This window comes from Enterobacter cloacae complex sp. IR5401, assembly GCF_049238425.1.
Classification (GTDB): Bacteria; Pseudomonadota; Gammaproteobacteria; order Enterobacterales; family Enterobacteriaceae; genus Enterobacter; species Enterobacter hormaechei_C.
Genome location: NZ_JBMKHN010000007.1, coordinates 68,549 through 83,684 on the forward strand (window position 1 = coordinate 68,549; position 15,136 = coordinate 83,684).

The 15,136-nt window shown below is 53.3% G+C and carries 18 protein-coding genes and 1 pseudogene; 10 read left to right on the forward strand and 9 right to left on the reverse strand.

What is annotated here, in order from left to right:
- Nucleotides 1–144 precede the first annotated feature (144 nt).
- Both yedE and yedF read left to right on the forward strand, forming a co-directional pair.
- Nucleotides 145–1,356 (forward strand): selenium metabolism membrane protein YedE/FdhT, encoded by a 1,212-nt coding sequence (gene yedE, locus ACOTX1_RS12360; RefSeq protein WP_022651357.1) that lies wholly within the window; start codon nucleotides 145–147, stop codon nucleotides 1,354–1,356.
- Nucleotides 1,353–1,586 (forward strand): sulfurtransferase-like selenium metabolism protein YedF, encoded by a 234-nt coding sequence (gene yedF / locus ACOTX1_RS12365; protein WP_003856774.1) that lies wholly within the window; start codon nucleotides 1,353–1,355, stop codon nucleotides 1,584–1,586. The genes yedE and yedF overlap by 4 nt, the downstream gene beginning before the upstream one ends.
- Before the next feature lie 286 nt (nucleotides 1,587–1,872).
- Here yedF and ompW read toward each other — a convergent pair whose 3' ends face one another.
- Nucleotides 1,873–2,505 (reverse strand): outer membrane protein OmpW, encoded by a 633-nt coding sequence (gene ompW, locus ACOTX1_RS12370; protein WP_003856769.1) that lies wholly within the window; start codon nucleotides 2,503–2,505, stop codon nucleotides 1,873–1,875.
- Nucleotides 2,506–2,787: 282 nt separating this feature from the next.
- Here ompW and ACOTX1_RS12375 point away from each other — a divergent pair, with 282 nt between their 5' ends.
- From ACOTX1_RS12375 to yciA, 5 genes are all read left to right on the forward strand, one after another.
- Entirely contained in the window at nucleotides 2,788–3,192 is a 405-nt protein-coding gene (locus ACOTX1_RS12375) for a YkgJ family cysteine cluster protein (RefSeq protein ID WP_023314254.1), read from the forward strand.
- Between the two features lie 25 nt (nucleotides 3,193–3,217).
- Complete coding sequence (locus ACOTX1_RS12380; protein WP_003856765.1) at nucleotides 3,218–3,961, forward strand: YciC family protein; 744 nt, start codon at nucleotides 3,218–3,220, stop codon at nucleotides 3,959–3,961.
- A gap of 13 nt (nucleotides 3,962–3,974) precedes the next feature.
- On the forward strand, nucleotides 3,975–4,514 hold the full coding sequence (locus tag ACOTX1_RS12385) for a septation protein A (RefSeq protein WP_003856762.1): 540 nt from the start codon (nucleotides 3,975–3,977) through the stop codon (nucleotides 4,512–4,514).
- A gap of 180 nt (nucleotides 4,515–4,694) precedes the next feature.
- Nucleotides 4,695–6,881 carry a TonB-dependent siderophore receptor gene (locus ACOTX1_RS12390; protein WP_023314255.1) on the forward strand — a complete coding sequence of 729 codons (2,187 nt, stop codon included), beginning with the start codon at nucleotides 4,695–4,697 and terminating at the stop codon, nucleotides 6,879–6,881.
- A 98-nt stretch (nucleotides 6,882–6,979) separates the two neighbouring features.
- Complete coding sequence (yciA, locus tag ACOTX1_RS12395) at nucleotides 6,980–7,375, forward strand: acyl-CoA thioester hydrolase YciA (protein WP_023314256.1); 396 nt, start codon at nucleotides 6,980–6,982, stop codon at nucleotides 7,373–7,375.
- Between the two features lie 38 nt (nucleotides 7,376–7,413).
- Here the strand turns inward: yciA and tonB are convergent, their stop codons facing one another.
- Nucleotides 7,414–8,142 carry a TonB system transport protein TonB gene (gene tonB, locus ACOTX1_RS12400; protein WP_017384230.1) on the reverse strand — a complete coding sequence of 243 codons (729 nt, stop codon included), beginning with the start codon at nucleotides 8,140–8,142 and terminating at the stop codon, nucleotides 7,414–7,416.
- A gap of 222 nt (nucleotides 8,143–8,364) precedes the next feature.
- Here tonB and ACOTX1_RS12405 point away from each other — a divergent pair, with 222 nt between their 5' ends.
- The gene (locus ACOTX1_RS12405) at nucleotides 8,365–8,661 is read left to right on the forward strand and encodes a YciI family protein (protein WP_023314258.1); all 297 of its coding nucleotides are present in this window, start codon (nucleotides 8,365–8,367) and stop codon (nucleotides 8,659–8,661) included.
- A 33-nt stretch (nucleotides 8,662–8,694) separates the two neighbouring features.
- Here the strand turns inward: ACOTX1_RS12405 and leuE are convergent, their stop codons facing one another.
- The 4 genes from leuE to ACOTX1_RS12425 form a co-directional block, all read right to left on the reverse strand.
- On the reverse strand, nucleotides 8,695–9,330 hold the full coding sequence (gene leuE, locus ACOTX1_RS12410) for a leucine efflux protein LeuE (RefSeq protein ID WP_006810877.1): 636 nt from the start codon (nucleotides 9,328–9,330) through the stop codon (nucleotides 8,695–8,697).
- Between the two features lie 67 nt (nucleotides 9,331–9,397).
- Nucleotides 9,398–9,808, reverse strand: coding sequence for an Exc2 family lipoprotein (locus ACOTX1_RS12415; protein WP_003856751.1), 411 nt, complete (start codon nucleotides 9,806–9,808; stop codon nucleotides 9,398–9,400).
- A gap of 11 nt (nucleotides 9,809–9,819) precedes the next feature.
- Complete coding sequence (locus ACOTX1_RS12420; protein WP_208985927.1) at nucleotides 9,820–9,948, reverse strand: KPN_01571 family protein; 129 nt, start codon at nucleotides 9,946–9,948, stop codon at nucleotides 9,820–9,822.
- 118 nt (nucleotides 9,949–10,066) lie between these two features.
- Nucleotides 10,067–10,240 carry a YciY family protein gene (locus ACOTX1_RS12425; RefSeq protein ID WP_017384232.1) on the reverse strand — a complete coding sequence of 58 codons (174 nt, stop codon included), beginning with the start codon at nucleotides 10,238–10,240 and terminating at the stop codon, nucleotides 10,067–10,069.
- 143 nt (nucleotides 10,241–10,383) lie between these two features.
- Here ACOTX1_RS12425 and cls point away from each other — a divergent pair, with 143 nt between their 5' ends.
- The gene (cls, locus tag ACOTX1_RS12430; protein ID WP_003856750.1) at nucleotides 10,384–11,844 is read left to right on the forward strand and encodes a cardiolipin synthase; all 1,461 of its coding nucleotides are present in this window, start codon (nucleotides 10,384–10,386) and stop codon (nucleotides 11,842–11,844) included.
- Nucleotides 11,845–11,877: 33 nt separating this feature from the next.
- Nucleotides 11,878–12,207: an HI1450 family dsDNA-mimic protein gene (locus tag ACOTX1_RS12435; RefSeq protein WP_006810881.1), complete on the forward strand. Its 330-nt coding sequence runs from the start codon at nucleotides 11,878–11,880 to the stop codon at nucleotides 12,205–12,207.
- A gap of 31 nt (nucleotides 12,208–12,238) precedes the next feature.
- Here ACOTX1_RS12435 and ACOTX1_RS12440 read toward each other — a convergent pair.
- From ACOTX1_RS12440 to ACOTX1_RS12450, 3 genes and pseudogenes are all read right to left on the reverse strand, one after another.
- Nucleotides 12,239–13,106 (reverse strand): annotated as a pseudogene (locus ACOTX1_RS12440) (ion transporter).
- Between the two features lie 14 nt (nucleotides 13,107–13,120).
- Nucleotides 13,121–14,125: a murein tripeptide/oligopeptide ABC transporter ATP-binding protein OppF gene (gene oppF / locus ACOTX1_RS12445; RefSeq protein ID WP_003856743.1), complete on the reverse strand. Its 1,005-nt coding sequence runs from the start codon at nucleotides 14,123–14,125 to the stop codon at nucleotides 13,121–13,123.
- Nucleotides 14,122–15,135: an ABC transporter ATP-binding protein gene (locus ACOTX1_RS12450; RefSeq protein WP_003856742.1), complete on the reverse strand. Its 1,014-nt coding sequence runs from the start codon at nucleotides 15,133–15,135 to the stop codon at nucleotides 14,122–14,124. Before ACOTX1_RS12450 ends, oppF begins: the two co-directional genes overlap by 4 nt.
- Nucleotide 15,136: the final 1 nt, after the last annotated feature.

Below are 15,136 nucleotides of genomic sequence, written 5' to 3' on the forward strand. Positions count from 1 at the left end.
CGGTTTTCCCTCATCTCTTCCTGAAAGAAGCAGGTCAAAATTGATCCTGTCGATATTTTCGGTGTGAATGACTTTCCAAACTTTCGCGTAAGCGTATGATCTGGGCTCTTTTTAGCGTTACCCTTCTGAGTTCAGAGGTTATTCATGTCATGGTATTCCTTCAAACAGACTTACCTGGTTAAGTTCTGGTCACCTGTTCCGGCCGTTATCGCGGCAGGCATTCTCTCTACCTATTATTTCGGTATTACCGGCACCTTCTGGGCTGTTACGGGCGAGTTTACCCGCTGGGGTGGGCAGCTATTACAGCTGGCAGGCGTCCATGCCGAAGAGTGGGGCTACTTCAAACTGATCCATCTTGAGGGCACACCGCTGACCCGCATCGACGGGATGATGATCATTGGCATGTTCGGCGGCTGTTTTGCGGCCGCGCTGTGGGCCAACAACGTTAAGTTGCGCATGCCGAAAAGCCGCATCCGCATTATGCAGGCCGTGGTCGGCGGCATCATTGCCGGGTTTGGCGCTCGTCTGGCGATGGGCTGTAATCTGGCCGCGTTCTTTACCGGCATTCCGCAGTTCTCGCTGCATGCCTGGTTCTTTGCCGTCGCCACCGCCATCGGCTCCTACTTCGGTGCTAAATTCACCCTGCTGCCGCTGTTCCGCATTCCGGTGAAAATGACGAAAGTTAGCGCTGCCTCTCCGTTAACGCAAAAACCCGATCAGGCGCGTCGTCGTTTCCGCCTCGGTATGCTGGTCTTTTTTGCTATGGTTGCCTGGGCGATTTGCACGGCGATGAATCAGCCAAAACTCGGCCTGGCCATGCTGTTCGGCGTCGGTTTTGGTCTGCTGATTGAACGCGCGCAGATCTGCTTTACCTCCGCGTTTCGCGATATGTGGATCACCGGACGAACCATGATGGCGAAGGCGATCATTGCCGGTATGGCCGTGAGCGCGATCGGCATCTTCAGCTATGTTCAGCTCGGCGTGGAGCCAAAAATTATGTGGGCCGGCCCAAATGCCGTGATTGGCGGGCTGCTGTTTGGCTTTGGCATCGTGCTGGCGGGCGGGTGTGAAACCGGCTGGATGTATCGCGCTGTGGAAGGCCAGGTGCATTACTGGTGGGTGGGTCTGGGTAACGTGATTGGCTCTACCCTTCTGGCCTGCTACTGGGATGACGTCTCTCCGGTGCTGGCAACAAACTGGGACAAGGTCAACCTGCTGAAAACCTTTGGTCCACTCGGAGGGCTCCTGGTGACCTATGCCCTGCTGCTCATCGCCTTCTTACTGGTTGTTGCACAAGAGAAGCGCTTCTTCCGACGCGCCACCGCCAAAACTGAAACTCAGGAGAATGCCGCATGAAAGAGATCGTGCCTGATTATCGTCTCGATATGGTGGGTGAACCTTGCCCTTACCCGGCCGTCGCCACGCTTGAAGCGCTACCGCAGCTAAAGAAAGGTGAAATTCTGGAAGTGGTGAGCGATTGCCCCCAGTCGATCAATAACATTCCGCTTGATGCCAAAAATCACGGCTATACCGTGCTGGATATCCAGCAGGACGGACCAACCATTCGTTATTTAATTCAGAAGTGATTTCACGATCGAAAAAGGCCTCTCAGAGGCCTTTTCTAGTTTAATGGCTTTGGCCACCGTCGTCGTCTGAGCTTCGGCAGGCATGAATGAATGGTGAGACGTGTTCCGCAAACGGAACAGATAGCACCGTGAGGTAGGCTATGTGCTGGGCTGAACGTCGTGAACTGAAACTGTTTACCTGCACAAACCGGACACTCAAATTTGATGTTGGGGATATCCCCTCCAGACAGGTGTGTGGAACAACCACCATACAGCAATCACCGGCTGACAGGGGATATATCTTCTGTCAGAAACGATAGCCTGCTGAGAACATAAATACCCACGGATCCAGACGGGTATTGATACTTTGCTGCTGCCCGCCAGCTTTAAAGCGCACGTCCGTATCAATGTCCATATACCAGACAGAGGCGTTGATCAGCCAGTCACGATTAATCAGATAATCCAGACCAACCTGTCCCGCCATGCCCCACGAGTCTTTCAGGCTGAGATCGGAGAGCCCGGCCTCTTTACCGGTATCGTTAAATTTCTCATCAAAGAAGGTGGTGTAGTTAACGCCTGCACCAATATAAGGGCGCACCTTGCTGCTGGAATCGCCGAAGTACCACTGCGCCATCAGCGTTGGTGGCAAATGGTGCACCGTGGCAATGTCCCCGGTCGGTCCTAAACCGACGCGGTGACGGAATGGCGTGGCGGCTAAAAGCTCGACGCCAATGTTATCCGTTGCCATATACGTAAACGTCAGGCCTAACTGGGTGTTATTGCTAACGTTAAACCCGCCCATACCCAGCACATTGTCGGACCCTTCCGTTGGACGTACCGTTGCCGAACCGGCACGAATAAAGAATTCACCTGCTTCATGCGCGTAAGCGCCGCCAGAGAGACTGCTTAAGATAAGGGCTGCCACCGCTAATTTTTTCATATCCGCTCCATCGTTGTGGTTTTAATTGCGGAGGAGAATATACTCACAAATGAGTAATAAGTGATCTAACACAGATCACATTAAAACCAGTAAGTTAACATTCATTGATCTAGGTTAATTTTTGGTGACGCCTCATAAAGCAATAAGTTGTTACCGCGTCAATTTTTGGCATTTCATGGTTACAAAATTTTCTGTTTTCCCTCTCTTGCGCTTCCTGTAGCGGCTGGATAATTTATCGCTCTCACAATGTGATTTGATGCGTTCTACTTTTGCAGGTGTGCCATGAGTGATCATAACCCGTGCATGACGTGCGGAGCCTGTTGTGCGTATTTTCGAGTCTCTTTCTATTGGGCTGAAGCCAGCGATGGCGGCGGCACCGTTCCGGTCGATCTCACTGAACCCTTAACCCCTTTTCTGCGCTGTATGTGCGGCACCAATCAAAAACAGAGCCGCTGTGTGGCACTGGAAGGTGAACCTGGGGTATCCACCCGCTGCTCCATTTACGCGGATCGCCCCAGCCCGTGTCGCACTTTCGCGATGTCGGGAGAGGATGGGCAGGTCAATGAGGCATGCAATCGCGCCCGCGCCCGCTATGGATTACCGCCGCTTTACAAAGATATGCTTTTCCATACAAGCCTTGATGCTGCCACCAGCGTGTTATCCGGTGTACAATTGCCGGCTAATTAACACCTGCAATACTCAAGGAGAGTGCATGTCTATCACGGCGAAGTCTGTCTACCGTGACACGGGAAATTTTTTCCGCAATCAGTTCATTACCTTTTTACTGATCGCGTTGTTGTGCGCCTTTATTACGGTGGTGCTGGGTCATGCGTTCTCACCCAGTGATGAACAGATTGCCACGCTGAGCCAGGGGGATCATCTTGCAGGCAGCGCAGGGTTGTTTGACCTTGTGCAGAATATGACGCCAGAGCAACAGCAAATCTTGCTGCGCGCATCTGCGGCATCTACCTTCTCGGGTCTGATTGGCAACGCCATTCTGGCGGGTGGCGTGTTGCTGATGATCCAACTGGTATCTGCCGGCCAACGCGTCAGCGCGTTACGTGCAATCGGGGCCAGTGCTCCGGTGCTGCCAAAGCTGTTTATCCTCATCTTCCTGACCACGCTGCTGGTCCAGATGGGGATCATGTTGGTGGTCGTGCCGGGCGTGCTGCTGGCTATCGTGCTTTCATTCGCGCCAGTAATGGTTGTGCAGGACAAACTGGGCATTTTCACCGCCATGCGCAGCAGCATCAGGCTCGCATGGGCCAATATGCGACTGGTCGCCCCGGCCGTTATCAGCTGGCTGCTGGCCAAGACTCTGCTGTTGCTGTTTGCGCCGAATTTTGCGGTGTTAACGCCAAATGTCGGAGCGGTTGTCGCCAATACGCTGAGCAATCTGATTTCAGCCGTGCTGCTGGTCTATTTGTTCCGCCTGTACATGTTAATTCGTCAGTAACTGGGATCGCAGAATGAAGCAGTTTCTTGATTTTTTACCGCTGATCGTATTTTTCGCTTTTTATAAGCTGTACGACATTTATGCCGGCACGCTGGCGCTGATTGTGGCAACGGCTGTGGTGCTGATTTACAGCTGGGTTCGCTATCGCAAAGTTGAAAAGATGGCGCTCATCACCTTCCTGATGGTGGCGGTGTTTGGTGGTCTGACATTGTTCTTCCACAATGATGAATTTATCAAATGGAAGGTCACGGTGATTTACGGCCTGTTTGCGGGCGCACTCCTCATCAGCCAGTGGGTGATGAAGAAGCCACTGATCCAGCGCATGCTGGGGAAAGAACTGACCCTGCCGCAGGCTGTGTGGGGACGTCTGAACATCGCCTGGGCGCTATTTTTTATTCTGTGTGGTCTGGCGAATATCTATATCGCATTCTGGCTGCCGCAGAATATCTGGGTCAACTTCAAGGTGTTTGGCCTGACGGCGCTGACTCTTATCTTCACCCTGCTCAGCGGTGTTTATATTTATCGCCACATGCCGCAGGATGACAAGCACTGATCCTTCTGGCCAGATCGTCACGCGGTCTGGCCTCGTTTCCCGCCTTCTCTTTTCTCTACATCCTTCCTGCGAAAATGTCTGAATCATGAAGATTTTATGGAGATCGCTGTCACTTTATTGTAATGAGAATGACTATCATTAATATTCGTCATCGCATTTTTAACAAATGGAAATGAGTTGATGAATAACATAATAAGATTTGCCCCGGCTACACTTACGCTCGCCATTTTTTCAACGCTATACCAGAGCGCTCACGCAGCGGAAGAGACTCTCACCGATGGTGAAACAATGGTTGTTCAGGCCACCGCTGAAGAGGCGCTGAAGCAACAGCCGGGGGTTTCCATCATCACGGCAAAGGACATAGAAAAGGATCCACCGGTTAACGATCTTTCAGAAATTATTCGCAAAATGCCCGGGGTTAACCTCACCGGAAACAGCGCGACAGGCAGCCGCGGTAACAACCGCCAGATCGACATCCGCGGTATGGGGCCGGAGAACACGCTGATTCTGATTGACGGTGTGCCGGTGACGTCACGTAACTCGGTGCGCTACAGCTGGCGCGGGGAGCGCGACACCCGCGGGGATACTAACTGGGTTCCGCCAGAGATGGTTGAGCGCATTGAAGTGCTCCGGGGACCTGCTGCCGCCCGCTATGGTTCGGGGGCGGCCGGCGGCGTCGTCAACATCATTACCAAACGCCCGACCAACGACTGGCACGGCTCACTCTCCCTGTACACTAACCAGCCTGAAAATGATAAAGAGGGGGCGACAAAACGCGCTAATTTTGATCTGAGCGGCCCTCTTGCGGGCGATGCGTTAACGATGCGCCTGTACGGGAATATCAACAAAACCGACGCAGATGCTCAGGACATCAACACCGCGCAAAACGGCTCTTACGCCGCCGGACGTGAAGGCGTGCGCAACAAGGACATCAATGCCCTGCTCTCCTGGAAACTCACGCCACAGCAGATTATCGATTTCGACTACAGCTACAGCCGCCAGGGCAATATCTACGCGGGTGATACTCAATACAGCAACAGCAACGTCAGCCCTGACGGTCTGGTGTCGTCCCTGTATGGACACGAAACCAACCGAATGTACCGCCAGTCTTATGGCATTACGCACAACGGCATCTGGGACTGGGGTCAGTCAAAGTTCGGTGTCTATTATGAAAAGACCAACAACACCCGCCTGGAAGAAGGCTCTACGGGCAAAGTTGAGGGGATGATCAATAGCGATAAATACGATACCAGCCGGCTGGAGTCATACCGTTCAACGGGTGAACTGAACATTCCTTTCTTCTGGCTGGTCGAACAGACGCTAACCGTGGGTGCAGAATGGAATCGTGATGAACTGAACGATCCGGCCTCAATGCAGGCGACAAATGTGTCGGGAGAAGTGATTAACGGCGTTCCCGGCACGGCTTCTGAGCGCAACAGCAAAAACAGCGCTGACCTCACCGGCATCTATCTTGAGGACAATATTGAAGCGCGTCAGGGCACCAACCTGATCCCGGGGCTCCGCTTTGATTATCACAATCAGTTTGGCAGCAACTGGAGCCCGAGCCTGAACGTCTCTCAGGATTTGGGTGACATGTTCAAGGTTAAAGCGGGTATCGCTCGGGTATTTAAAGCGCCAAACCTGTATCAATCCAGCGAAGGCTATCTGCTTTCCACCCGCGGCAATGGCTGCCCGAACAATGTTTCCGAAGGAAGCTGTTACCTGTTAGGTAACCCGGATCTGGATCCTGAAATCAGCGTGAACAAAGAGATTGGCCTGGCCTTTGCGCTGGAAGGCTACGAGGCGGGCATAACCTGGTTCCGCAACGATTACAAAAACAAGATCGTTTCAGGAACGGATGTGCTGGGCCAGACAAGCAGCGGCGCAAATATCCTTCAGTGGCAGAACGGAGGAAAGGCTGTCGTTGAGGGGCTGGAAGGCAACCTCACCGTCCCGGTTATCCGCGACACGCTAACCTGGCGTACCAATGCGACGTATATGATTCAGTCTGAAAGTAAGGACACCGGCAACCCTCTGTCGATTATTCCAAAATATACCGTCAACACGATGCTCGACTGGCAGGTTAGCAGCAAACTTTCAGCGAACCTTAGCTGGACGATGTATGGTCGCCAGAAGCCAAGAGAAAATGCTGAAATCCGCAAAGAGCAGAATGCGATGTCAGATAAAGAGATTGGCGCCTATTCCATCGTTGGGATCGGCAGCAATTATCAGCTGACAAAAGATCTCCGCCTGAATGCCGGGATCAGCAACCTCTTTGATAAGCAGATTTACCGTGAAAATGACGGTGCATCGACCTATAACGAACCAGGCCGTGCGTATTACGCAGGCGTGACCCTGTCCTTCTGACCCTAAGGCGCCTGCTCTGCGGGCGCTAACCCTATTCTCTCCAGCCAGAAATCATAGTAGCATCCCGCCTGAAGTCTTCAGTTACGAGTTTAAAAACAATGACAACAAATGACGCCCCACAGGGCGAACTGGTTTTACGCACACTGGCAATGCCTGCGGATACGAATGCCAATGGCGATATTTTTGGCGGCTGGTTGATGTCGCAGATGGATATGGGCGGTGCAATCCTGGCAAAAGAGATTGCACACGGGCGCGTGGTAACCGTCCGGGTCGATGGCATGACCTTCCTGCGTCCTGTCGCGGTGGGGGACGTGGTGTGCTGTTATGCACGCTGCGTAAAACGCGGCACTACGTCTGTCTCCATCAACATTGAAGTCTGGGTGAAAAAAGTCTCTTCTGAACCGATTGGTCAGCGCTATAAGGCGACGGAGGCATTGTTCATCTATGTGGCGGTGGATAGCGACGGTAAGCCCCGCCAGCTTCCACGGAGCTGATCCTCAGGTAAAAAAAAGCCTCCTTGCGGAGGCTTCTTTTATTCCATCTGTGCCCCGCCGTTCAGGCGGAAGACAATGTTCACAATCAACCCATTGCCGGGTTTACCGGCTTCATAGCGCCACCTGCGCATGGCCGATTTAACTTCACGTTCAAACATATTCGCCGGCTGTGCGGACAGGATTTCCACGTTATCGACACGTCCATCGGCCGTAACGTCGAATTTCACCCGTACACGCCCTTCAATACGTAACGCCTGAGCACGTGCCGGGTACTGCGGCTGGTTACGGCTCAGCGCGCGCGGGCCCGCGGGCGCCGTTACCGTCGGTTTTGTCGCGGTCGTGGTGTTATTCATCAGCGGACGTGACGGGGCGGCATTTTCAACCGGCTGCGTGGCGCGTGGCTCAACCGGACGCACTTCGCGTTTCGGCCGCTCTTCCACCTTTTTGACCGGCTTGGGTTTTGGCTTCGGCTTAGGTTTCGGCTCCGGCTTATGGATCACCACCGGCGCTTCTTTCGGCGGTTCAGGAACCGGCTCTGGCTCTGGCTCCGGCTCGGGTTCAACAACGGGCTGTGGTGGCGGCGGCGCAACCTGCGGCGGCTCAAGATCCGCAGGCGATACCATGGTCACAGAAATTGGCTGCGCTGGCGCCGGCATTTCAATAACCTGATGAACCGAGGTATAGAGCAGACCCGCCACGACAGCACCGTGAATAACGACGGAAAGCAGCGTCGGCCATGGAAAGCGGCGAGGTAAATCAAGGGTCATCGAAGTCATAATCATCAACGTTAAAAAAACCGAACCTCGATTTTAAATGCAAATAGCAATCATATTCAATAAGACACTTTGTCCTGGCGCAATTTAAGCGTACATGAGGCCAAAAAAGGGGCATCCAGATCAGGGTTTTAACATTGTTATTATCTTTACATTGCAGTCATTTGTGCTTTCACATAACGTAATTGTCACTTTTACCGGTTAAGGAGCTTTGCCGTGCTTTACGTGATTTACGCTGAAGATGTACCTGATTCTCTGGAAAAACGTCTTTCCGTTCGCCCTGCCCATCTGGCGCGTTTACAGTTGCTACAGGATGAAGGTCGGTTGCTGACCGCAGGTCCGATGCCTGCCGTTGACAGCAACGATCCGGGCGCGGCGGGTTTTACCGGCTCCGCGGTGATTGCCGAGTTTGAATCTCTGGAAGCCGCGCAGGCCTGGGCAGAAGCAGACCCGTACGTGGCAGCCGGCGTGTACGAGAAAGTCACGGTTCGTCCGTATAAAAAAGTATTCTGAAACGAAAGGCTCCCTCAGGAGCCTTTTCTTCATTCAGTGCAGCGACGCCAGCCTCGCCGCAAATCCGACAAACAGCAGACCTATCAGCCCGTTCCCCAGCTTCGCCAGTTTCTTTTTGGTTTTGAGGTAACGCGTGACAAACGCGCCTGAGAAAATCAGGAAGCTCATGTACATGAAGCTGATCAGCTCAAGCGTTGTGGCGAGGATCAGGAACGACGTGCCGGTATTCTTCGCATTGACATCAATGAACTGTACGAAGAACGACACGTAAAAGAGAATCGCTTTCGGGTTCGTCAGGCTCAGCACCAGCGAACGCTTAAGGATTGCGCTTGCCGGTTCGGCGCTACTTTCGTGCGCATTTTTTTGACGCGTCATAACGGACCAGAGCATTTTTCCGCCCAGCCACAGCAGATAAAACGCGCCCAGATAGCGGACAATATTAAATAATACCGGAGTGGTCTGGATCAACGCGGCGACGCCTGCCCAGGCCAGAAACATCAGCACGGCATCACCAATAAACACACCGGTGGCTGCCAGATAGCCTTTCTTAACGCCGTGGCCAATCCCTGTTTTCAGCACAAACAAGGTGTTCGGTCCTGGAACCAGCACGATAAAAAATGCGCCGACAACATAGGTCCAGAAATTCAGTACACCAAACTCCGCAAACACGTCTCACTCCTTTCGCTCAAAAACAGCGGGGATACCGGTAATTACGGTATCCCCTGAATCAGTTGCGCTATTGTACGCCGTTATAGCCATCAAGATAAGTCGCGGCCAGTTCGTTGCCAAATAATATGGCGTCTTTACTGTCCATGTCCGATGACCATTTATCCTTCGTGTTGCCTGCGAACAATTCCTGAGACGTCGCATTTTCTTTTAGCTGATCGCGAATGCTTTGTGCGTATTCACTGGCTTCAGCCTGAGTCCGCCCTTCCGCGCGGTCAGCTTTGCCCCGGGCATAAAGCTCGCGGAACTGCGCCACGTTCAGCTGATAATTTTTCTGCACGCTGGAGGTGTAATTGCCGCCAGTAAAGCTGGACTGATGCGACACGAAATAAAACGCGTGCCGTTCGGGTGAGGTTTTGCTGCTGGCACAACCGCTTAATATCGCAATCCCAAAGAGTGCTGCCATTACTTTTCCGTTCATCCTTTTTTCCTTTAATAAAGCCAATGTATTCCCCATGCGAAAACATAATCTGCCAATGAGGAAAATGACGAAAGTCCTAAATCTTCTCTGAGCGCATCCAGCGCCAAAAGTACAATAAAAATCCAGAGATAAGGATTCATCTTTTAATATCATGACGTTATGGGGACTTAGTATATCGCGGAAAGCAAACGGAAGGAGACTGCAAAAATTGATAGCCTGGATGTTTAATGGGCACCTTTACGGTGCCCTTCATGCTTTTCAGATGTCCTGGACTGCGAACAACAGCGCGTTACGGTGTCTGTTCAGGCCACATTTTCTGATGGCGTGGATACGCATATTGCGGCGGGATTGTGCTTCCAGCCAACGAGCCTTACGACGACTCACCTGTCGCAACATGCGCCAGCGCCCAACTTCAGTTCTACTGCGCTTCATGTCTACAACTCTTTCTCTAACAGAGATGCCATTATATGCCTAAGCAGGCGGCAAACCAGCGCTTTTATCTGCCGTTTTTATTTGCCAGATGAATCCTGATGCGTAAACTCATAACAATACGCTTTCAAAAGGATTTTTTATTTATGACAACCTTCTACACCGTGGTGAGTTGGCTGGTCATTTTAGGATACTGGCTGTTAATTGCCGGGGTGACGTTGCGCATTCTGATGAAACGCAGAGCGGTACCTTCCGCCATGGCCTGGCTTCTGATTATCTACATTCTGCCGCTGGTGGGCATCATCGCCTATCTCTCTTTCGGTGAACTTCATCTGGGTAAACGCCGCGCCGAACGCGCCCGCGCCATGTGGCCCTCCACGGCGAAATGGCTTGCCGACCTTAAAGCCTGCAAGCATATCTTCGCTGAAGAGAACAGCAGCGTGGCCGCATCTCTGTTCAAGCTGTGCGAACGCCGCCAGGGGATTGCTGGGGTAAAAGGCAATCAGCTGCAACTGATGACCTCTTCTGATGATGTGATGCAGGCGCTGATCCGTGATATCCAGCTCGCCCGGCATAATATCGAGATGGTGTTTTATATCTGGCAGCCGGGCGGCATGGCGGACCAGGTCGCCGAATCGCTAATGGCCGCTGCACGTCGCGGTATCCACTGCCGCCTGATGCTGGACTCCGCCGGCAGCGTGGCCTTTTTCCGTAGCCCGTGGGCAGGCATGATGCGCAACGCCGGTATCGAGGTGGTCGAGGCGCTGAAAGTGAATCTTTTCCGCGTCTTTCTGCGCCGCATGGATCTCCGCCAGCACCGGAAAATGGTTCTGATCGATAACTATATCGCCTACACCGGCAGCATGAACATGGTTGACCCCCGCTTCTTCAAGCAGGATTCCGGCGTGGGGCAATGGATCGATCTGATGGCGCGGATGGAGGGACCGATCGCGACCTCAATGGGCATCGTCTACTCCTGCGACTGGGAAATTGAAACCGGGAAACGCATTCTTCCCCCGCCGCCGGATGGCAATATCATGCCGTTTGAGGAAGCCAGCGGGCACACTATCCACACTATCGCCTCCGGTCCTGGCTTCCCGGAAGATCTGATCCATCAGGCACTGCTGACCGCCGCGTACTCCGCGCGGGAATATCTGATCATGACCACGCCCTATTTCGTTCCCAGCGACGATCTTCTGCATGCCATCTGTACAGCGGCACAGCGCGGAGTGGATGTGAGCATTATTATGCCACGCAAGAACGATTCGCTGCTGGTCGGGTGGGCAAGCCGCGCGTTCTTTAGTGAGCTGCTGGCCGCAGGCGTTAAAATTTATCAGTTCGAAGGCGGGCTGTTACACACCAAGAGCGTGCTGGTGGACGGAGAGCTGAGCCTGGTGGGTACCGTCAACCTCGATATGCGCAGTCTGTGGCTGAATTTTGAAATTACGCTGGTCATTGATGACGCCGGGTTCGGTGGCGATCTGGCGGCGGTTCAGGACGATTATATCTCCCGCTCACGCCTGCTGGACGCCAGACTGTGGGCGAAACGTCCGCTCTGGCAGCGAATTGCCGAACGACTGTTTTACTTCTTTAGCCCGTTGCTGTAAAACGTGCCCAACGATGTTTAACAGGTAGTCATCATGGAAATGGATCTGAACAATCGCCTGACCGAAGACGAAACGCTCGAACAGGCCTACGATATTTTTCTCGAGCTGGCGGTCGATAATCTCGACCCTGCTGACGTCATTCTTTTCAACCTGCAATTTGAAGAGCGTGGCGGTGCTGAGCTGTTCGATCCGTCTGAAGACTGGGCCGAACACGTCGATTTTGACCTCAATCCGGACTTCTTCGCCGAGGTGGTGATTGGCCTGGCAGATGAAGACGGCGGAGAAATTAACGACATCTTTGCCCGCGTCCTGCTGTGCCGCGAGAAAGACCACAAACTGTGCCATATTCTCTGGCGCGAATAATAAAAAAGGCTGCCCGCGCAGCCTTTTTTATTTAATCCGGTAAAGCATTTCCACAGCGGTGACAAAACCGCGCGCCGGGTTCATGATTCCCCTGCTGACAATTCGGACATTTGCGTTGCTGCTTGCTGCTCTGGAAGGCGCTGCTCATATGGGTGGTAATTAGCCCCGTTGGTATCGCTATTACTGAATAGCCGATCAGGATAAGAACCGATGCCACAATACGTCCGAGCGGCGTATGCGGGGTAATATCACCATAGCCCACGGTGGTCACCGTGACGATAGCCCAGTAAACAGACGCATTAAGCGTGGTAAACCCGTATTTTGGCCCTTCGATTAAATACATCAGGGAGCCAAAAACGATCATCACGATAGCAATAAACGAATAGAAGAGAATCAGCTGGTGGCGGGCGCTGACAATGGCGACCCAAAAAACCCGCAGCGACGGCATAAAGCGCAGCAGTTTGAGAATTCGTAACACGCGAATCGCCCGCATTGCGCGCCAGGCAAACACATAATTCAGACTGATCTCAGGCCACAGCCACATGACATACAGCGGCAGGATGGTGGCTAAATCAATAAATCCCCAGAAGCTGAAAACGTATTTCGCCGGATTTGGCCAGCTAATGACCCTCAGCACATATTCCGCGGTAAACACCAGCGTTACAATCAATTCCAGCCAGACGAAAACGTGCCACTCCTCATACGTCATATGGTACTGCGTTCCGGCGCCGGATTCGATAAAGATAATAATGACGCTAATCAGGGCAAATAAACCACACAGGCCTTCGAAACGGCGACCGGAAACCGTCTCAGGATCAAATAAAAGGTGATACAGCCGCTGACGGGCCGACGTGAATAATCGCGACACATTAATCTCGAAAAATAAGGGCTGACATCATGTCAGCCCTTGCGATTATAACGGGTCTACTTTCAGGCAGGAAACCGCATGTCGGAAACTGCCCTCCAGAACCGGTCGTGTTTTTGCACATTCCGGCCCGGCTATTGGGCATCGCGTACGGAATACGCAGCCTGAAGGCGGGTTGATTGGCGAAGGCAGTTCACCTTCCAGAAGCTGAATGGTTTTATTTTTTTCCAGATCGGGATCCGGAACGGGAACCGCAGACATCAGCGCTTTGGTATAAGGGTGCAGCGGATTGTGGTACACCTCATCATACGTACCCAGCTCCACGGCGTGGCCCAGATACATGACCAGCACACGGTCCGAAATGTGTTTTACCACCGCCAGATCGTGGGCGATGAAGATCAGCGACAGCCCCATTTCCCGTTGCAGTTTCTGTAGCAGGTTAACCACCTGGGCCTGGATGGAGACGTCCAGCGCCGAAACCGGCTCGTCACAGATAATCAGTTTTGGTTCAAGGATCAACGCGCGTGCGATACCGATACGCTGGCACTGACCGCCGGAAAACTCATGTGGGTAGCGGTTGATGAGGTTAGGCAACAGACCCACCTTGAGCATCATCGCTTTCACCCGATCGCGAACTTCCTGGCGCGGCATCTTCGGATGATAGGTGCGCAGCGGCTCGGCAATGATTTCGCCAATGGTCATACGCGGGTTCAGGGATGCCAGCGGATCCTGGAAAATCATCTGGATGTCGCTGCGCACGTCGCGCCATTCATCCGGCTTCATCCCCAGCAGATCTTTGCCAAGCCAGGCCACTTTCCCGTCGGTGGCTTTCACCAGGCCGATGATCGCACGCGCAAATGTCGATTTGCCGCAGCCAGATTCACCCACCACGCCCAGGGTCTCCCCTTCGTACAGGCGTAGCGTGACGCCATCCACCGCTTTCAGGGTTTTGGCAGGCTGCCAGAACCACTGTTTACCGTCTTTGATATCGAAATGGACCTTCAGGTCAGCGATTTCGAGCAGCACATTTCTTTTTTCGTCGATTGCGTTCATACCAGCTCCTCCAGCGGCTTAAAGCAGGCGCGCAGACGGCCTGGGACAAACGCTTCCAGCGGCGGTGCGCTGTTACAGATTTCCATCGCATGCGGACAACGCGGCTGGAACGGACAGCCTTTTGGCAGACGCAGCAGGTTTGGCGGGTTACCCGGGATAGTCAGCAGCGACTCCCCTTCCGCATCAAGGCGCGGTACGGCATTCAGCAGCCCGATAGAGTACGGATGGGCTGGCTGGTAGAACACATCGCGGGCATTACCGTATTCCATCGTGCGGCCTGCATACATGACTAACACTTTGTCGCAGATCCCGGCAACGACGCCTAAATCGTGGGTAATCATGATGATGGCGGTGTTGAACTCGCGCTTCAGCTCGTTCAGCAACGTCATAATCTGCGCCTGAACGGTCACGTCCAGGGCGGTGGTCGGTTCATCAGCGATCAGCAGTTTTGGCCGGCAAAGCAATGCCATCGCGATCATAACGCGCTGACGCATACCGCCGGAAAACTCGTGCGGATACATGCGCATGCGCTTACGTGCTTCAGGCATTTTCACCGCATCCAGCATTTTGACGGACTCTTCAAACGCTTCGGCTTTACCCAGGCCCTTGTGGAGCATCAGCACTTCCATCAGCTGTTCGCCCACCCGCATATAGGGGTTCAGGGACGTCATCGGATCCTGGAAAATCATTGAAATCTGCTCGGCGCGCAGCTTGTTCAGCTCATGTTCCGGCAAGTTCAGGATCTCTTTCCCGTTAAACGTCGCCGAACCGCCGATCACGCCGTTTGACGCCAGCAGGCCCATCAGCGCGAATGCGGTCTGGGATTTACCGGAACCGGATTCGCCCACAATGCCCAGCGTTTCACCGGCACGCAGGTCGAAGTTGAGATCGTTAACGGCAGTAACATCACCGTCGGGGGTTTTAAACGTCACGCGGAGGTCTTTAACGTCCAGCAGTGCGCTGGTCCGCTGTTGCGCCTGTGGCGCGGTTGCCGTTTCAATAATAGTCATG